The sequence below is a fragment of the Microbacterium sp. Yaish 1 genome, from assembly GCF_002245215.1.
Classification (GTDB): Bacteria; Actinomycetota; Actinomycetes; order Actinomycetales; family Microbacteriaceae; genus Microbacterium.
Genome location: NZ_NPMR01000002.1, coordinates 992,710 through 1,010,394, shown reverse-complemented (window position 1 = coordinate 1,010,394; position 17,685 = coordinate 992,710). Strand labels below are relative to the sequence as shown.

Here is a 17,685-nt window from a genome sequence, read left to right as displayed (position 1 = left end):
AACAGACGGTGAACTCTTCGTTCGCGCCCGCCGCTGCCGCGGCATCCCGATCCCGTAATCGAGGACCCGCGTTCGCGGGCCCGCACGCACAGAGAGCGCACAGTGGAGACCGCTGTACTCATTCTTCTGCTGGTCATCGGACTGGCACTCTTCTTCGACTTCACCAACGGCTTCCACGACACCGCGAACGCGATGGCGACGCCGATCGCGACGGGGGCGCTCAAGCCCAAGGTCGCCGTCCTCCTGGCCGCCGGCCTCAACCTCGTCGGAGCATTCCTGTCGACGGAGGTCGCCAAGACCGTCTCGCACGGGATCATCCACGAGGATCAGCTCGCCGCGACCGCGCTGCTGCCGCTGATCTTCGCGGGGCTGATCGGCGCCATCACGTGGAACATGCTCACGTGGCTGCTGGGACTGCCGTCGAGCTCGTCGCACGCCCTCTTCGGCGGCCTCATCGGCGCGACTCTCGTGGGCGTCGGGGCGATGGCGATCGACTTCGGCGTCGTGCTGAGCAAGATCATCCTGCCCGCGCTGATCGCGCCCGTGACGGCCGGCGTCATCGCGTTCACCGTCACGAAGGTCGCCTACGCCGTGACCCGTCGCCACGACGGCAAGCCCGACGGTCGCGACGGCTTCCGCTGGGGGCAGATCTTCACCTCCTCTCTCGTCGCGCTCGCGCACGGCACCAACGATGCGCAGAAGACCATGGGCGTCATCACCCTCGCCCTCATCGCGGCCGGCTGGCAGAGCGCCGAGCACGCCGAGCCTCAGCTGTGGGTCATCGTGGCGTGCGCCGTCACGATCGCGCTGGGCACCTACATGGGGGGATGGCGCATCATCCGCACCCTCGGCAAGGGGCTCACCGACGTCAAGCCCGCACAGGGGTTCTCGGCCGAGGCGTCGACGGCGTCGACGATCCTCGCCTCGAGCGCCCTCGGTTTCGCGCTGTCGACGACGCAGGTCGCGTCGGGCTCGGTGATCGGCTCCGGGCTCGGACGCCGCGGCTCGACGGTCCGCTGGGCCACGGTGGGCCGCATCGCGGTCGGCTGGCTGCTGACCCTTCCCGCCTCCGGGGCCGTGGGGGCCGTCGCCGCTCTGCTCGTGGTGTGGTTCGGCCCCGTCGGCATCGTCGTCGACGCGATCGCCGCCGTCGCGATCGTCCTCGCCCTGTTCCTCCGGTCGCGTCGCAACGAGGTGCACGCGGGCAACGCGATGAGCGAAGTCGCCGATTCCGGTCTCGCCGTCGAGGTGCCGGCCGATCCGCCGCCCACACGGCGGCAGCGGCGCGCGAAGGCGGCGGCCGCGGCGAAGAAGTCGGGCTCGGAGCAGACGGAGGGCGAGCGATGAACGTCTCGATCGACTGGTTCGCCTTCGTCCAGGTGTTCGCGGCGGCCATCACCGGCGCCGTGCTCGTCGTCGGCTTCTACGCGTTCGGCCTGCGGATGCTGGTGCGCGCGGGCCGCGTGCCGGTGGTGACTCCCGCGGAGTTCACCGACGCGATCGCGGTCATCAGCGAGAAGCAGGCGCGCCGTCACGCGAAGGCCGCGGCCAAGGCGGCGAAGAAGAACCCGCTGACGGCAGCGCAGAAGAGGGTCGCGCTCGTGGCCGCCTACGGTGCGTTCACCCTCTGCGGTCTCGCCGTCCTCGGAGGCATCGTCCTCATCGTGGCGGGACGGTAGGACCCCCGGCATAGGCTGTGGCCATGACCTCAGCAGCGCCGTCGGACGGTTCCACGCAGCACCGCGACCCCGCGGCATCCGTGCGGTTCGGCCGTCATGAGCCCGCCGGTCACGTCCTCGTCCACGTCAGCGACACCCACCTGCTGGCGGGTGGCGCTGCGCTCGGCGGGCGCTACGACGTCGAGGCGAACCTCGAAGCCACCCTCGCGGCCGTCGAGCGCACCGGCGTCAGACCCGACGCCCTGGTCTTCACCGGTGACCTCACCGACCTCGGCGAGCCGGACGCGTATCGCCGCCTCCGCGAAGCGGTCGAGCCCGTGGCGGAGCGGCTGGCGGCGCCGATCGTCTGGGTGGCGGGCAACCACGACGAGCGCGACGCGATGCGCGTCGGCCTGTTCGGCGGACCGCCGAGCCAGGAGCCGCTGACCGGGGTGTGGGACCTGTCGGGACTGCGGCTCATCGCCCTCGACTCCACGGTTCCGGGCTGGCACCACGGCGACATCGACGCGGATCAGCGCGACTGGCTCCGCGAGGTCCTCGCCGAGCCCGCGCCCCACGGCACGATGCTCGCGATGCACCATCCGCCGCTGCCGAGCCACGTGCCGTTCTTCGACATCCTCGAGCTGCGTCATCAGGAGGCGCTGGCAGAGACCATCGCGGGGACCGACGTGCGCGGCATCCTCGCCGGTCACCTGCACTACTCCACCTCCGGGACGTTCGCGGGCATCCCGGTCTCGGTCGCATCGGCCACCTGCTACACGATGAACCTCCAGCGTCCCCCGCAGGCGGTCAACGGCATGGATGCCGGCCAGGCCTTCCAGCTCGTCCACGTGTACGACGACGTGGTCACTCACACCGTCGTGCCCGTCGTCGAGGCTCCGACGGGCGATTACTTCTCCGCCGAGTGGGTCGCCGAGATGGCGAAGCTGTCGCCGCAGGAGCGTCTCGAGGCGTTTTCCCGCAAGCGCTGACTAGGCTGGGATCGTCCCTCCCATCGCCGTGAGACCCACAAGGACCCGTGCATGATGTCGTCCACTTCTGCCACCCGTACCGAGACCGATTCGCTCGGCTCGCTCGAGATCCCCGCCGACGCCTACTGGGGCGTGCACACCGCTCGCGCGCTCGAGAACTTCCCGATCTCGCAGCGGCCGATCTCCGTCTACCGCGACCTGGTCCGAGCGCTCGCGATGGTCAAGCAGGCCTCGGCACGCGCGAACCGCGAGATCGGTGTGCTCGATGCGGAGCGCGCCGAGCTGATCGACCGGGCCGCGCAACTCGTCATCGACGGCGAGTACCACGACCAGTTCGTCGTCGGCGTCGTCCAGGGCGGTGCCGGCACCTCGACGAACATGAACGCCAACGAGGTCATCACCAACATCGCCCTCGAGCTGGCGGGCCGCTCCAAGGGCGACTACGGCTTCCTCTCGCCGATCGACCACACCAACCGCAGCCAGTCCACCAACGACGTCTACCCGACGGCGATCAAGGTCGGGCTCGCCCTCGACCTGCAGGGACTGCTCGACGAGCTGGCGCTGCTGCGCGAATCGTTCCTGGCGAAGGCCGTCGAGTTCCACGACGTCCTCAAGGTCGGGCGCACGCAGCTCCAGGATGCCGTTCCGATGACGCTCGGACAGGAGTTCCACGGCTTCGCCACGACCCTGGGGGAGGACCACTCCCGCCTCGGCGAGAACGCATCGCTGCTCTACGAGATCAACATGGGTGCGACGGCCATCGGCACGGGCATCACGACGCATCCGGAGTACCGTCCCGCGGTCGTCCGCCACCTGCGCGAGATCACCGGCCTCGACCTCTCCAGCGCCGTCGACCTCGTCGAGTCGACGAGCGACACGGGCTCGTTCATGTCGTTCTCCTCGTCGCTGAAGCGCAACGCCATCAAGCTCTCGAAGATCAGCAACGACCTGCGGCTGCTCTCGAGCGGCCCCCAGGCGGGCCTGGGCGAGATCAACCTCCCGGCGCGCCAAGCGGGGTCGAGCATCATGCCCGGCAAGGTGAACCCGGTGATCCCGGAGGTCGTCAACCAGGTCGCGTTCGCCGTCGCCGGCGCCGACCTGACGGTGACGATGGCGGTCGAGGGCGGACAGCTGCAGCTCAACGCATTCGAACCGATCATCGCCCACTCGATCTTCCAATCGATCACGTGGATGCGGCGGGCCATGCGGACGCTGCGCGTCAACTGCGTCGACGGCATCACCGCCAACCGCGAGCGGCTGGGCGCGATGGTCGGTTCGTCGGTGGGCGTGGTCACGGCGCTCACCCCCTTCATCGGTTATGCGGCGGCGGCGGCGCTGGCCAAGACGGCACTGCTGACCCACCGCAACGTGGGCGACCTCGTCGTCGAGGCGGGATTGATGTCGCGCGAGGAGGTCGACAAGCAGCTCTCGCCGGCGCGGCTGTCGGGTCTGCAGGCCGTGACGGCGGCCATCCCGATCGTCCTCGCCGACGCCGAGGAGAGCGTGTCGGGCTGACCACCCCTTTGTGCCCGGGGGTGGGCTCTCGCTAACGTCGAGAAGTCCACCTCTTTTCCGACCGACCGGGGGATCCCATGACCGACCCGAACAACCCGTCCGCGCCCCAGCCTCCGGCCTACCAGCCCCCGGCATACCCGACGTCATCCTCCGACGCCTCGTACGGCAACCCCAACGCCCCGATTCCGGGCAAGACCCTCGGTATCGTCGCCTTCGTCCTGTCGTTCTTCGCGCAGCTCATCGGTCTCATCCTGGGCATCGTCGCCCTCGTCCAGAGCAAGAAGGCGGGGCACAAGAACGGGTTCGCGCTCGCCGCGATCATCATCAGCTCCGTGCTCCTGGTCATCGGCGTCGTCGTCGCGATCGTGCTGTTCACCGTCTTCGGCAACATGGCGAACGAGATCTACCAGACCTGCGTCGTGGAGGGTGCCGACACCGTGACGGTCTGGGGCCAGACCCAGCCCTGCTCGTCCGCGCGGTACTGAGCCGACGTCAGCACCGAGAACCCCCGCGGATCCGATCCGCGGGGGTTTTCTCATGCCTGGCTCAGGACTCCCGGGTGCGATTGCGTCTCTCGCTCAAAGCGCTTAAACTCGACGACGGCGCAAAGGTTAAGCGCTTTGATCGCCGCGGCGGTCCCGCGATTCAAGGAGGAAGACGTGAAGTTCAAGACAGTGGCAGGTGGCATCGCCACCCTCGCTGCGGTGTCGCTCATCCTGACCGGCTGCGGCCGTGCGGACGAGTCGGCCGCCGGGCCGGCCGAGGTCACCACGATCGACGACAGCCCCGCCACGGGCACGATCAGCGTGTGGGCGATGGGTGCAGAGGGCGAGGCGCTGCCGGAGTTCGTTGAAGAGTTCCAGGAAGCCAACCCCGACGTGAAGATCGACGTCACCGCCATCCCCTGGGACGCGGCGCACAACAAGTTCCAGACGGCGATCGCCGGCGGCAACACCCCCGACGTCGCCATGGTGGGCTCGACCTGGATGGCCGACTTCGGCGACGCGTTCGCCACCGTCCCGGCCGAGATCGCGACCGACGGCTTCTTCCCCGGCGCTCTCAGCACGACCGAGTTCGACGATCGTGCCGCCGGAGTGCCCTGGTACGTCGACACCCGCGTGCTCTACTACCGGACCGACCTCGCGCAGCAGGCGGGCTGGACGCAGGCGCCCACGACGTGGGATGAGCTGCAGCAGCTCGCCGCCGACATGAAGGAGAAGGCGGGCGCCCAGTACGGCATCCGGATGCCCGGTGGCAACGACTCGTTCCAGGGCGCGATGTGGATGCCGTGGTCCGCCGGCGCCGAGCTCACCGACGGCGACGCCTGGACGCTCGACACCCCCGAGATGACCAGGGGGCTGGAGTACTACAAGAGCTTCTTCGACAAGGGCCTCGCCGACGCGAACGCCGACATCTCGTCCGGAGCGACGGAGGCGGAGTTCGTGGCGGGGACCACCCCGATGGTCGTCGAGGGCCCGTTCCTGCGTGGTCAGCTCGAGCTGCTGGGCGGTGCGGACTTCGCCTCGAAGTACGCCACCGCCGTCCTGCCCGCCGACACCGGGTCGGTCTCGTTCAGCGGCGGCGCGAACCTCGTCGTGTTCAACCAGAGCAAGAACGCCGAATCGGCGTGGAAGCTCGTCCGCTGGCTGAGCGAGCCGGAGACTCAGGCGGCGTTCTACGAGACGACGGGTGACCTGCCCGCTCTCCAGGCCGCGTGGGACGCTCCTGCGCTGGCCGACGATGCGAGCCTGACGACCTTCGGCGAACAGCTCCAGACCGCGAAGGCTCCGCCCGTGACGACCAGCTGGGTGCAGGTCGCCGCGAAGGGCGACCAGGCCCTCGAGCAGCTGCGTCGCGGTGGCGCCGACGTTCCCGCGGTGCTGCAGAAGCTGCAGGCCGACGCCGACGCGATCGGACTCGAGTGACCTCGATGTCCACCACCACCCTCCCCGCGGCCGGAGTCGACTCCGGCCGCGGGGCCTCCCGCCCCGGCGGGCTGCACGCGAGGCAGCGCAAGCGCCAGGCCCTCATCGCCTGGGCGTTCTGCCTGCCCTTCGTCGCGGTCTTCGCCGTCTTCATGCTGTTCCCGATCGTCGGGTCGTTCGCGATGTCGTTCACCGACTTCACGGCGCGCGACATCACCTCGCCGTTCGCGGTGAACTTCGTCTGGTTCGACCAGTTCGCGACCCTCTTCGGCGACCCGCGCTTCCTCACGTCCCTCGGCGTCACCGCGATCTTCGTCGTGGTCGGCATCCCGGTCACGATGGTGCTGGCGCTCGCCCTCGCCCTCGCACTCAACAGCGGCGGCGGCCGCATCGTCGCGTTCTTCCGGGTCGGCTTCTATGCGCCGGTGGTCACGAGCATCGTCGCGGTCGCGGTCGTCTGGCGCTACATCCTCCAGCCGGACGGCCTGCTCAACTCGGCCCTCGCGCTCGTCGGTATCGACGGCCCCAACTGGCTGAACGATCCCGCTTTCGCCCTGCCCTCGCTGATCATGATGGCGGTGTGGCGCAACGTCGGCACGCTCATGGTCATCTTCCTCGCGGGCCTGCAGGCCGTGCCGCAGGACGTCAACGAGGCCGCGACGATGGACGGCGCGTCAGCCTGGCGGCGTCTGACCTCGGTCACCCTGCCGCTGCTGCGCCCCACGATCCTCCTCGGCGCGGTGCTCATCTCCGTCGGCTACCTGCAGTTCTTCGAGGAGGCGTTCGTCATGACCAAGGGCGGGCCGCTCGACTCCACCCTGTCGGTCGCGTACTACACCTTCCAGCAGTTCGGCTTCGGCGAGTACGGACTGGCGTCAGCCGCGAGCTACGTCCTGTTCCTGGCCATCGCACTGCTGAGCCTGCTGCAGTTCCGGCTGCTCCGTTCGAAGGACTGACCCGATGACAACCATCCCCGCTCCCGTGGTGGACACCGTCACGCCGCCGCCCGCTCCCCGGCGCCGCCGTCGTCGGTTCGGCCCGCGCGCGATCACCTACACCGTCCTGACGGTCGGACTCGCCCTCTGGCTCATCCCGTTCCTGTGGATGGTGCTGGGGTCGGTCAAGACGCAGGGCGAGATCCTGCGGCGTCCGCCGACGTGGTTCCCGGAGAATCCGACGGGCGAGAACTTCGCGCGGTGGTTCGGCCCCCTCGACTTCGGTCACTTCTTCGGCAACAGCCTCATCGTCGCGGTCGTCACCGTCCTCGGCAACATCGTGTTCTGCTCGATGGTGGGCTACGCCCTGGCGAAGATGGAGTTCCCCGGCAAGAAGGTGCTCTTCGTCCTCGTCATGGTGACGCTCATGGTGCCGGGAGTCGTCACCTTCGTGCCCCTGTTCGTGATGGTCTCCTCGCTCGGGCTCGTCAACACCTATCCCGCGCTCATCCTCCCCTTCATCACCGCCCCCATCGGCGTGTTCCTCATGCGGCAGTTCATCATGGGCATCCCCGACGCGCTGCTCGAGGCGGCCCGCCTCGACGGGGCGGGGGAGTGGCGCATCTTCTCGCGCATCGTGATGCCGCTGTGCGGGCCGCCGCTCGCGACCCTCGGCATCCTGACGTTCCTCGCGTCGTGGAACAACTTCCTGTGGCCGCTCGTGGCAGCCCAGACCGAGGAGATGTACACGCTCCCCGTCGCGCTGTCGCTCTACTCGACGGGGCAGAACGCGACCAACTACGGACTGCTCCTGGCTGGCTCGGTGCTCGTCATCGCGCCCATCATCGTGCTGTTCGTGTTCCTGCAGCGCTGGTTCATCCGGGGCGTTGCCACCACCGGCCTGAAGTGACCCTCGCGCGGACCTCCGCGTCGCCGCATCCGTCCCCCCACGATCGAAAGCCCCTCATGCGACCCGAATTCCACACCGCCCCCGACGGAACCCGCTTCCGCGACCTCAACGGCAACGGCATCCTCGACCCGTACGAGGACCCGCGCCTGACCCCCGAGGAACGCACCGACGATCTTCTCGGCCGGATGTCGCCGGCCGAGAAGATCGGCCTGATGTTCCAGACCGTCATCGAGATCGGCCCCGACGGCGAGCTCCTCGAGACGCCGGGGGCCATCTCGAAGTCGCCCACGACCGACGTCGTGGTCGGCAAGAACATGACGCACTTCAACGTGCACGCCATCCGGACCGCCCGTGAGGGCGCGCGGTGGAACAACAACCTCCAGCGTCTCGCCGAGCGCACGCCGCACGGCGTCCCGGTCACGATCAGCACGGATCCGCGGCACGCGTTCGTCGAGAACACCGGGGTCGCCTTCTCCGCGGGACCGTTCTCGCAGTGGCCCGAGCCGCTGGGCCTCGCCGCCCTCGACGACCTCGAGGTCATCGAGCAGTTCGCCGACGTCGCCCGACGCGAATACTGCGCGGTCGGCATCCGAGCCGCGCTGCACCCGCAGATCGACCTGCCCACCGAGGCTCGCTGGGGGCGGCAGGCGCAGACCTTCGGCTTCGACGCCGAGCGGGTCTCGCAGATCACCGCCGCCTACCTCCGGGGCTTCCAGGGCGACGAGCTCGGTGCCGAGAGCGTCGCGTGCACGACGAAGCACTTCCCCGGCGGCGGGCCGCAGCTCGACGGCGAGGACGCGCACTTCCCGTACGGACGCGAGCAGGTCTACCCCGGCGGCATGTTCGACTACCACCTGGAGCCCTTCCGCGAGGCGATCCGGCGCGGGACGGCCGGCATGATGCCGTACTACGGCATGCCCGTCGGGCTCGAGCGGAACGGGGTGCCGATCGCCGAGGTCGGGTTCGCCTACAACCGCCAGATCGTGACCGACCTCCTGCGCGACGAGCTCGGCTACGACGGCGTCGTCGTCACGGACTGGGAGCTCGTCAACGACAATCACGTCGGCGATCAGGTGCTGCCCGCGCGCGCGTGGGGGGTCGAGGAGCTCGACCCGACCGAGCGGATGCTGCGGCTTCTGGATGCCGGTGTCGATCAGTTCGGCGGTGAGGAGTGCACGGAGCTGCTGGTCGACCTCGTCGAGTCCGGCACCGTGCCCATCGAGCGCATCGACGTGTCGGCCCGCCGCATCCTGCTCGTGAAGTTCCGGCTGGGTCTCTTCGATGACCCGTACGTCGACGAGGACGCAGCCGAGCGCATCGTCGGCAACGCCGATTTCCGGGCGCTCGGGACCCGCGCACAGGCGGAGTCGCTGACCGTCCTGCAGAACCGCGACGACGTGCTGCCCATCCGCTCGGAGTCCCGGCCGAGGATCTACGCCGAGAACGTCGGCGACAGCGCACTCGCCGCGTACGGCGACCGCGTCGAGCGGCCCGAGGACGCCGACGTCGCGATCGTCCGCGTCGGAGCGCCCTTCGAGCCCCGCGACGACCTGTTCCTCGAGAAGTGGTTCCACCAGGGTTCTCTCGACTTCGGGCCCGGACTCGTATCGCGGTTGGGCCGTGTCGCGGCCCACGCCCCGCTGGTGCTGGTCGTCGGTCTCGACCGGCCCGCCGTCCTCACCCCCTTCGTCCCCATCGCCTCGGCGATCGTCGCCGACTACGGCAGCTCGGATGCCGCGGTGCTCGCCGCTCTCACCGGTGCGGTGCCGCCGCGCGGAAAGCTGCCGGTCGAGATCCCGCGATCCATGGAGGCCGTGCGTCGCGCCCGGACCGACGTCCCGGGCGACACCGACGAGCCGATCTTCCCGCGGGGGACCGGGCTGTCGATCGTGCCGGCGTGAGGCGCGTCGGTAGACTCCCCGGGGAATCGAGGTAGTCATGGTGGTCGGACGGCCCACGGTGTACGACGTCGCGGAACGGGCCGGGGTGTCGATCGCGACGGTCTCCTTCGCGTTCCGGCGCCCCGACAAGGTGCGCACCGAGACGCGCGACACAGTGCTGCGCGTGGCGCGCGAGCTCGGATACGTCCCGAGCGGATCGGCCCGGAACCTCGCGCGCGGCCGCACCGGTGTGCTCGGGCTGCACCTGTTCGACCTGCTGGTCGAATCGGCGCCGCCCGTCGAGACGGGGCTGACGGCGGGAGCGCCATCCGCGGGAGCGACGCCGCCACCCGGGCTCACCGATCTCGCCGAGCTCGACCTCGACGTCGACCTGATCGGGTGGGACGCCGACGAGGACGTCCGTCGGAGTGCTCCGCGGACGTTCCCGCTCTACGTCGACGAGATCCAGCGCGGCTTCGTGCTCGAGTGCAAGCGGGCCGGCACCGCGGTGCTGCTGAGTACCGGGGGGCTGGGGGCGTCCGAGATCGCCGACACGGCGGGTCAGGTCGACGGTCTCGCGATCCTCCCGGGGCCGACGGTGACGGCGTCCCTCGGCTCGGTGTCGTCGACGCTTCCGGTCGCCGTGCTGAGTTCCCCGCTCGGCGACGCGCACCACGTCCTCGCCGACAACGCGGGCGGCGAGCGGATGCTCGTCGATCATTTCGTCGAGGTCCACGGCGTCTCCACCTTCGGGTGGATCGACGCACCCGCCGGTTTCGACACCGATGAGCGCCGCGCCGCCTTCTTCGATGCCGTCGCGGCCCATCCCGGCGCGAGTGCTGAGATCATCGACACCGTCGAGCTCGAGCGCGCGCCGGTGTTCCCGGGGCTCAGCTCACGGGCGCACGCGGGCGCGCTGCCCGACGCGGTCCTGTGCGCGACGGATCAGATCGCGCTCGCCGCGCTCGATGTGCTGCACGCCCGCGGCGTGCGGGTGCCGAGCGACGTCCGCCTGGCGGGCTTCGACGGCATCCAGGCGGCGGGGATGTCCTCGCCGCCGCTCACGACCGTACGTCAGCCGATGGAACTCATGGGGCGCATCGCCGCCCACCTGCTGCTGAACGACCCGGGCGACGGGTCAGCGCGCCGAAGCGTGCGCGTCGAGGTCGGACTCCGGGTCGGCGGAAGCTGCGGGTGCGCGGTCAGTCCGTGATGCGGCAGTGCGTCCGCAGCTCGCCGATCCCGTCGATCCCGACGGTGACGACGGAGCGGTCGCGCAGGAAGATCTGCGGGTCGCGCGAATAGCCGGCGCCGCCCGGGCTCCCGGTCGAGATGAGCGTGCCGGGCAGCAGCGTGGCCGCCGTCGAGAGGTGCGCGACGAGCGTGGCCACCGATCGGATCATCTGTCCCGTCGAGGCGTCCTGCACCGTCTGGCCGTCGACGACGGCCCAGATGTGCAGATCCTGCGGGTCGGGGATCTCGTCGGCGGTCACCACGTACGGCCCCGTCGGGGTGAAACCGTCGAACGACTTGCAGCGCGACCACTGCGCCTCGGAGAACTGGATGTCGCGGGCGGTGATGTCGTTGACGACGGTGTAGCCCCAGACGTGGTCGAGAGCCGCGTCGGCGGCGACATCCTTCGCCGCCGTTCCGATGATGACGCCCAGCTCGGCCTCGTAGTCGACGGACTCGCTGAGGCTCCGCGGCCACGACGTGATCGCATCGTGCGCCGTGAGCGAGTTCGGCCACAGGGTGAAGACGGTGGGCGCGGTGTCGGCCTTCAGGCCCAGCTCGCTCGAGTGCGCGGCGTAGTTCAGGCCGACGGCGAGAACGATCGGCGGGGCCAGGACGGCCGACGCGAACGTGGACCCGTCGATGCCGTGCCACGCGACGCCGTCGCCCGTCGACGCGTCGGCGACGCGCGCGAGCCCGTCGTCGCCGAGCTCGATGAGCTGCTGCAGTCGTTCGGGTGCGCCGGCGAACAGGTCGCCGACGAAGGTGGCCCGGTCGTCTTCGACGAGCACGAGGCGGGGATCGTCGGCCCCCGCGGTCATCACGTGGGCAAAGCGCATACTGTCAGGCTACCCGGCTCGCGACTCGGTCGCGGCGCGCTCGCGCGACGACTCGGGCTGCTTGTCGGGGTCCAACCAATTCGTCGTGTCGGTCTTGAGGAACCTCACGTAGACGACGAGCGAGAGGGCGATCACGACTGTCGCATAGGCGATGAAGAGGGGCACCTGCGAGCTCGCATTGGCCGCGCTGAAGAGCAGCGGGGCGGTGCCGCCGAAGATCGAGTTCGCCATCGCGTAGCCGAATCCGACGCCGAGAGCGCGGATGTACGTCGGGAACAGCTCGGCCTTCACGATGGCGTTGATCGACGTGTAGCCCGTCAGGATGACGAATGCGCCGATGAGGAGGGCGAAGGCGATCACCGGGTCGGTCTGCTGGGGGAGATAGGTGAGGAAGAACCAGGTGTAGAGCACGCCGCCGATCCCGAAGAAGATCAGCAGGGCACGTCGGCCGACCCGGTCTGAAATCCAGCCGCCGATCGGCTGGAGCAGCATGAGCACCGTCAGCGCGATGAGATTGATCACGGTGCCGGCGATCACGTCGCCCCCGGCGAAGGCGTTCTTGACGATGTTCGGTCCGGTCACGGAGTACGTGTAGAACGCGACGGTGCCGCCCATCGTCACCAGGAAGCACAGCAGCAGGGGGCGCCACTGCACGACGAGCAGGTCGCGCATCGAGCCGGCGCGGGTGAACTGTCCCGTGCGGACGGCCTCGAGGGCCTCGTCGCTGAGCGATTCGTCCATCGTCCGCCGCAGCCAGAACACCACGACGGCCGCCAATCCGCCGATCCCGAACGCGACGCGCCAGCCCCACTCGCTGATCTGCGCCGGCGTGAGGGTGAGCACCATGACGAGCAGCGTGGTCTGCGCGAGCACATGCCCGCCGACGAGGGTCACGTAGTGGAACGACGACAGGAATCCCCGGTGTCCGGGGACGGCGGCCTCTGACATGTAGGTGGCGCTCGCGCCGTACTCGCCGCCGGTCGCGAATCCCTGAGCGAGCCGCGCGATGAGGAGGATGACGGCGGCCCCGGCCCCGATCGTCGCGGCCGTCGGGGCGAGGGCGATGAGGGCCGAGCAGGCGGCCATGACGGTCACCGAGACGGTGAGGGCGAACCGTCGTCCGCGACGGTCGGCGAGGCGCCCGAAGTACCACGAGCCGAGCGGGCGCATGAGGAACGTCACCGCGAAGATCGCCCACGCGTACAGCGTCGAGTTCTGGTCGTCGGCGCTGAAGAACTGCGATTCGAAGTACGTCAGGAACACGGAATAGACGTAGACGTCGTACCACTCGACGAGGTTTCCAGCGGAGCCTTTGAGGGTGTTGAGCACGGAGCGCTTGACGCTCCGTGGCGGTGATGCAGTCGCCGTCGACATGAGTCGTTCCTCTCTGTGCGGCGAGCGCGCCGATGCGTTCGCCGGATCGTCCGTGACCCAGGATGTCGGCGGCCTGCCCTGAGCAGTGCCGATCTTTACCTCGCCTTTACAGTCGGGGCGCCGGCGCGCGCGGACGCCCGAGGGGCACCGTCCGATCCGTCGTAACCTGCAGTATGCGTTTGCTCATCGTGGAGGACGACGACTCGGTCGCGGCGGCCCTCCTCGCGGCGCTGCGGCGGTCGCCGCATGCCGCGACCCGTGTCGCACGTGCGAGCGACCTGCTGCTGCGCCATCACGACCACGACGTCGTGCTGCTCGATCTCGGGCTGCCGGATCTCGACGGCATCGAGGCGCTCCGGCGGCTGCGACGGATGACCGAGGTGCCGCTCATCGTCGTCACCGCGCGCGGTGATGAGGAGTCCACCGTGCGTGCCCTGCGAGCAGGGGCCGACGACTACGTCGTGAAGCCCGTCCGCATCCCGGAGCTGCTCGCGCGCGTCGAGGCCGTCGCGCGCCGTCGACTCGACGCCCCGCGCGTCGAGCGGGTGCGCATCGGTGGGGGCATCGACGTCGACCTCGACGCCCACCGCGTGACGAGCGACACGGGCGACGTGCATCTCACCCCGACGGAGTTCGCGATGCTCGCCGAGCTCGCGCGATCCGCCGGCCGTGCCGTGAGCCGTCATCGCCTCCTCGATGTGGTGTGGGGCGACGCGTATGCTGCGTCGTCGCGATCGTTCGACGTCCACCTGACGGCGCTGCGGCAGAAGCTTCCCGGCGCAACCATCACGACGATCCGCGGGTACGGCTACCGCCTCGAGACGGGTTCATGAAGGCGCGGATGCTCATCGGGCTGTTGCTGCTGGGAGGGGTCAGTCTCGTTGCCGTGCTCGTTCCGCTGCTCGGCGCGCTCGCGTCCGCGCGCACGCAGGCGCTTCTGCTGCAGCGGGGAGCCGCGCTCGACGAGATCGTCGCGGTCGCCACGACCACCGGCGACGACGAGCCGGTCACGTTACAGCGCTACCTCGACCGATTCTTCGACGTGCACGGCGAACCCGTCCTCGTCGTCGACGGCGAGGGCCGCCCCGTCGCCGCGGTGGGCGAGGTCCCCGACCCGGAAGGTGCCGATCGGATGCTGCTGTCGGCGCAACGCAATCTGCCGCAGTACGACCTCCCGGTGGTGTTCCCGTGGTCGCCTGACGCCCAGCCCATCGCCGCTCCCGTGCGTCGCGGCTCCGAGGTCGCGCAGGGCGGGGCCCTGCTCGTCGTCGACGTGGCCGACGCGCGCGCCGACGTGACCCGGTCATGGCTGATCGCGGTGGGTGCCGCGCTGCTGCTCCTCGGCGTCCTGGTCGTGCTGTCGCTGCGCTTCGCCGACTGGGTCCTCCGCCCGGTCCGCATCCTCGACGCGGCGGCCGCCGAGGGTGCCGCCGACACCGGCGTGCTGCCGGCGGTACCGCTGGGGCCGCCGGAGATCCAACGGCTCTCCCGATCGGTGGCCCGCATGACGCAGGCGCGCGAGGAAGCGCTGCAGCGTCAGCGCGGGCTCGTCGCCGACGTCTCCCATCAGCTGCGGAACCCGCTCACGGCCATGCGCTACCGCGTCGACGATCTGCTGGCCGACGACCCCGGCTCCGAGGCGATCACGGCTCTGGACGGAGACCTGGAGCGGCTGAGCGCCACCCTCGACCGGCTGCTCGCGATCGCCGAGGTCGAGCAGCGGGCCAGCCCCGAGGGCGAGGCCGCGGTCGGCGAGCACGTCACCTCGGCCGCCGCGCTCGCGGCGCTCTTCCGTCAGCGGCGTGACCTCGAGGGCATCCGGATCGACCCGACGACACGGGGCGAGGTGCTCGTTGGGTGCCGCCGGAGCGATCTCGAGGACATCGCGTTCATCCTCCTCGAGAACGTCCGGAAGTACGGTGGCACCTCGCCGCGCGCTGCCATCGCGCTGTGGGCCGAAGACGGTCGCGCCGTGCTACGCGTCGCCGACGACGGGCCCGGACTGGCGGACGAAGACCTCGCGCGTCTGGGAACCCGGTTCTGGCGCGCTGAGGCGCATCGCTCGCTGCCCGGCACCGGGCTCGGGCACGCCGTGCTCGCCGCGATCGTGCACGCCAACAGCGGCACCGTCTCGGTCTCTCGTGCGCAGCCGAGCGGCCTCGTCGTCACCGTCACGCTCGCGGGGTCGACGTGGAGCTGACGCGGCGCGAGCTTCTCGGCTTGGGGCTCGGGCTCGGGGGAGGAGCTCTCGCGCTCACGGCCATGACCGGCTGCGGGCCGACGGACGCGGACTCCCCGCTGCGTCTCGCGAGCGGCGAGCGCGGCGGCACGTACCTGCAGTTCGCCGAGAATCTCCGCGATCGCGTCGTGGCTCGCGGGCCCGGCGGGCTGACGGTCGTCGAGACCGAAGGGAGCGACGCCAACGTCGCATTGCTTCGTGCGGCTCGAGCCGATCTCGGGCTCTGCCTCGCCGACCTCGCCGCGGAGCGGGCGGGGGACCTGCTGGCTGTCGGCCGCGTCTATCAGAACTATCTCCAATGCCTCGTCCGCTCCGACTCCGATCTGGCTGTCGCCGCCGACCTGTCGGGATGCGCCGTCTCAGTGGGGGCACCGGGATCGGGAGCGACGCTGGCCGCGCGCCGGATGCTCGACGCCGTCACGGCCCACGGGGGAGCAGCCAGTGCGCGGCAGCTGCCGTTGCGGTCCGCCCTCGACGCGCTCGAGGCCCGAGAGCTCGACGCGGTGTTCTTCTCGGGAGGAGTGCCGATCCCCGAGCTCGTGGATCATCCTCCGCGCTCCGGTGTCCGTCTGCTCGATCTCTCGGCGCCGGCGGAGGACCTGCGGCGGACCTGGCCGGAATTCTATCGAACGGCCGAGATCACCGCCGGCGTCTACCCCGGCCAACGGGATGTCACGACCGTCGGCATCCCCAACCTCCTCCTCGTCCGACCCGAGGTCGACTCCGACGCGGTGCGACGCCTCGTGGACGTACTGCTCGACGAGGCCCCGCGGCTCGTGCCGCCGGGCACCCTCGGCGTGCAATACCTCACCGAGTCGTCGCTCATCGACACCGCCCCCATCGCCCTGCATCCGGATGCACTCGCTGCCTATCGCGACCGGTACGGCTGAGCGCCGCGCACGAGCTCGGCGGGCTCTCCGAGCCCGCCCGCCCCCTAGGGTGGGGGCGTGTCGTTCCCGTCGCCTCTCTCGCAGCCGCAACCCGGCCACCCCGGTCCCATCCCGGCCGCGCCGACCTCGCCGCCCATCGTGCCGGTACGGGCACGCCCCGGCGGGTGGGCCGCGCTCTGGGTGGGTGCCGTTCTCGTGCTGCTGCTGCTCGGACTCGTCGCCTACCTCGTCTCCTTCCTGGGGTGGTTCGCGGCGATCGTGGGTGCGGTGCTGGCCCTGCTTCCGCTGCTCGGCGTGCTCTGGGCGGTCCGCCTCGTCGATCGGTGGGAGCCCGAGCCGCCGCGGCTGCTGTGGCTCGCCCTCGGGTGGGGAGCCGTCGCCTCGGTGGTCATCGCGCTGGGGGTGGACCTGCTGGTGACGATCGTGGCGGGTCCCGCACGCGACCCGATCGCGCAGGCGATGGGGAGCGTCGTGCAGGCGCCGATCGTGGAGGAGATCGCGAAGGGCGTCGGCATCCTCCTCATGCTCCGCATCGGGCGCCGGTACTTCGACGGCCCCGTCGACGGCGTGGTCTACGGCGCCATGATCGGTGCCGGCTTCGCCTTCACCGAGAACATCCTCTACTTCGCCGACAGCCTCATCACCGGCGGCCTCGCGCAGGTGTCGGTGACCTTCGTGCTGCGCGGCATCCTCTCGCCCTTCGCCCACGTCATGTTCACGGCCGCCACCGGCTTCGCGGTCGGACTCGCGGTGCGCCGCGGCGCGCGCGGCGGCGCCGTCTTCGGGCCCTGGGCGACGGGCCTCGCCGTCGCGATCCTCCTCCACGCGCTCTGGAACGGCTCGGCCGCCTTCGCCGACTTCTTCGCTCTCTACGTCACGCTGCAGGTGCCCCTGTTCATCGGGTTCGTGCTCGGTGTGCTGCTGCTGCGCCGCGAGGAGGCGCGGCTCACGCGCGAGCGCCTCGACGACTACGCCGCGGCGGGATGGTTCACCCCCGTCGAAGTCGATCTGCTCGCCACCGGGGGAGGCCGGCGGCGCGCTCTCGCCTGGGCGCGGACGCTTCCCGGCGACCGCAGCGAGACGATGCGGGCGTTCATAGCCGAGGCCACACGTCTGGCTGCGGCGCGCCAGCGAGCGCTGACCGGCCGCGACGATGAGGCCCTCGCCGACGAGCGCGAGCACCTCGCCCGGGCCACGCGCCTGCGCCAGACGCTGTTGCGCCCGTGACGCGCCTCCGGGACGGTACCGCCCGATAAAAGACCCAGCCCGGTGAAAGACTCAGCGCCCGGTGCTGC

At 70.3% G+C, this 17,685-nt stretch carries 16 protein-coding genes; 14 read left to right on the top strand and 2 right to left on the bottom strand.

Going from position 1 to position 17,685, the window contains the following annotated elements:
* Window positions 1–102: 102 nt before the first annotated feature.
* The 10 genes from CI089_RS13920 (at window position 103) to CI089_RS13875 (ending at window position 11,028) form a co-directional block, all read left to right on the top strand.
* Window positions 103–1,347, top strand: a complete 1,245-nt coding sequence (locus tag CI089_RS13920) for an inorganic phosphate transporter (protein WP_094262057.1) — start codon at window positions 103–105, stop codon at window positions 1,345–1,347.
* Window positions 1,344–1,679 (top strand): peptidase, encoded by a 336-nt coding sequence (locus CI089_RS13915; protein WP_094262056.1) that lies wholly within the window; start codon window positions 1,344–1,346, stop codon window positions 1,677–1,679. Before CI089_RS13920 ends, CI089_RS13915 begins: the two co-directional genes overlap by 4 nt.
* 23 nt (window positions 1,680–1,702) lie before the next feature.
* Complete coding sequence (locus CI089_RS13910; protein ID WP_094262055.1) at window positions 1,703–2,650, top strand: phosphodiesterase; 948 nt, start codon at window positions 1,703–1,705, stop codon at window positions 2,648–2,650.
* Between the two features lie 54 nt (window positions 2,651–2,704).
* Window positions 2,705–4,165: an aspartate ammonia-lyase gene (locus CI089_RS13905; RefSeq protein ID WP_094262505.1), complete on the top strand. Its 1,461-nt coding sequence runs from the start codon at window positions 2,705–2,707 to the stop codon at window positions 4,163–4,165.
* Window positions 4,166–4,242: 77 nt separating this feature from the next.
* Window positions 4,243–4,650, top strand: coding sequence for a DUF4190 domain-containing protein (locus CI089_RS13900; RefSeq protein ID WP_094262054.1), 408 nt, complete (start codon window positions 4,243–4,245; stop codon window positions 4,648–4,650).
* Window positions 4,651–4,824: 174 nt separating this feature from the next.
* Window positions 4,825–6,090: a sugar ABC transporter substrate-binding protein gene (locus CI089_RS13895; protein ID WP_094262504.1), complete on the top strand. Its 1,266-nt coding sequence runs from the start codon at window positions 4,825–4,827 to the stop codon at window positions 6,088–6,090.
* 5 nt (window positions 6,091–6,095) lie between these two features.
* Window positions 6,096–7,046, top strand: coding sequence for a carbohydrate ABC transporter permease (locus CI089_RS13890; RefSeq protein ID WP_036305017.1), 951 nt, complete (start codon window positions 6,096–6,098; stop codon window positions 7,044–7,046).
* Between the two features lie 4 nt (window positions 7,047–7,050).
* The gene (locus CI089_RS13885) at window positions 7,051–7,935 is read left to right on the top strand and encodes a carbohydrate ABC transporter permease (protein WP_094262053.1); all 885 of its coding nucleotides are present in this window, start codon (window positions 7,051–7,053) and stop codon (window positions 7,933–7,935) included.
* 56 nt (window positions 7,936–7,991) lie between these two features.
* Window positions 7,992–9,836: a glycoside hydrolase family 3 protein gene (locus CI089_RS13880; protein WP_094262052.1), complete on the top strand. Its 1,845-nt coding sequence runs from the start codon at window positions 7,992–7,994 to the stop codon at window positions 9,834–9,836.
* Window positions 9,837–9,873: 37 nt separating this feature from the next.
* Window positions 9,874–11,028, top strand: a complete 1,155-nt coding sequence (locus CI089_RS13875; protein ID WP_094262051.1) for a LacI family DNA-binding transcriptional regulator — start codon at window positions 9,874–9,876, stop codon at window positions 11,026–11,028.
* Here CI089_RS13875 and CI089_RS13870 read toward each other — a convergent pair.
* Together CI089_RS13870 and CI089_RS13865 are read right to left on the bottom strand one after the other, a co-directional pair.
* Entirely contained in the window at window positions 11,018–11,887 is an 870-nt protein-coding gene (locus tag CI089_RS13870) for a fumarylacetoacetate hydrolase family protein (protein ID WP_094262050.1), read from the bottom strand. The two genes, CI089_RS13875 and CI089_RS13870, sit on opposite strands and share 11 nt — an antisense overlap.
* Before the next feature lie 9 nt (window positions 11,888–11,896).
* Window positions 11,897–13,261, bottom strand: coding sequence for an MFS transporter (locus CI089_RS13865; RefSeq protein ID WP_094262049.1), 1,365 nt, complete (start codon window positions 13,259–13,261; stop codon window positions 11,897–11,899).
* 173 nt (window positions 13,262–13,434) lie between these two features.
* Here CI089_RS13865 and CI089_RS13860 point away from each other — a divergent pair, with 173 nt between their 5' ends.
* Genes CI089_RS13860 through CI089_RS13845 form a run of 4 tightly spaced genes read left to right on the top strand, consistent with a single transcriptional unit; the run spans window position 13,435 to window position 17,617 of the window.
* On the top strand, window positions 13,435–14,094 hold the full coding sequence (locus CI089_RS13860; RefSeq protein WP_094262048.1) for a response regulator transcription factor: 660 nt from the start codon (window positions 13,435–13,437) through the stop codon (window positions 14,092–14,094).
* Window positions 14,091–15,461 carry a sensor histidine kinase gene (locus CI089_RS13855; protein WP_094262047.1) on the top strand — a complete coding sequence of 457 codons (1,371 nt, stop codon included), beginning with the start codon at window positions 14,091–14,093 and terminating at the stop codon, window positions 15,459–15,461. Before CI089_RS13860 ends, CI089_RS13855 begins: the two co-directional genes overlap by 4 nt.
* Window positions 15,452–16,390 carry a TAXI family TRAP transporter solute-binding subunit gene (locus CI089_RS13850; RefSeq protein WP_094262046.1) on the top strand — a complete coding sequence of 313 codons (939 nt, stop codon included), beginning with the start codon at window positions 15,452–15,454 and terminating at the stop codon, window positions 16,388–16,390. The genes CI089_RS13855 and CI089_RS13850 overlap by 10 nt, the downstream gene beginning before the upstream one ends.
* Before the next feature lie 57 nt (window positions 16,391–16,447).
* The gene (locus tag CI089_RS13845) at window positions 16,448–17,617 is read left to right on the top strand and encodes a PrsW family intramembrane metalloprotease (RefSeq protein ID WP_094262045.1); all 1,170 of its coding nucleotides are present in this window, start codon (window positions 16,448–16,450) and stop codon (window positions 17,615–17,617) included.
* Window positions 17,618–17,685 lie beyond the last annotated feature (68 nt).

Coding starts and splice junctions, on each gene's coding strand:
- CI089_RS13910 (WP_094262055.1), top strand. CDS start 1,703: ATGACCTCAGCAGCGCCGTCGGACGGTTCCACGCAGCACCGCGACCCC.
- CI089_RS13880 (WP_094262052.1), top strand. CDS start 7,992: ATGCGACCCGAATTCCACACCGCCCCCGACGGAACCCGCTTCCGCGAC.
- CI089_RS13870 (WP_094262050.1), bottom strand. CDS start 11,887: ATGCGCTTTGCCCACGTGATGACCGCGGGGGCCGACGATCCCCGCCTC.
- CI089_RS13900 (WP_094262054.1), top strand. CDS start 4,243: ATGACCGACCCGAACAACCCGTCCGCGCCCCAGCCTCCGGCCTACCAG.
- CI089_RS13885 (WP_094262053.1), top strand. CDS start 7,051: ATGACAACCATCCCCGCTCCCGTGGTGGACACCGTCACGCCGCCGCCC.
- CI089_RS13855 (WP_094262047.1), top strand. CDS start 14,091: ATGAAGGCGCGGATGCTCATCGGGCTGTTGCTGCTGGGAGGGGTCAGT.
- CI089_RS13865 (WP_094262049.1), bottom strand. CDS start 13,261: ATGTCGACGGCGACTGCATCACCGCCACGGAGCGTCAAGCGCTCCGTG.
- CI089_RS13875 (WP_094262051.1), top strand. CDS start 9,874: ATGGTGGTCGGACGGCCCACGGTGTACGACGTCGCGGAACGGGCCGGG.
- CI089_RS13915 (WP_094262056.1), top strand. CDS start 1,344: ATGAACGTCTCGATCGACTGGTTCGCCTTCGTCCAGGTGTTCGCGGCG.
- CI089_RS13905 (WP_094262505.1), top strand. CDS start 2,705: ATGTCGTCCACTTCTGCCACCCGTACCGAGACCGATTCGCTCGGCTCG.
- CI089_RS13860 (WP_094262048.1), top strand. CDS start 13,435: ATGCGTTTGCTCATCGTGGAGGACGACGACTCGGTCGCGGCGGCCCTC.
- CI089_RS13890 (WP_036305017.1), top strand. CDS start 6,096: ATGTCCACCACCACCCTCCCCGCGGCCGGAGTCGACTCCGGCCGCGGG.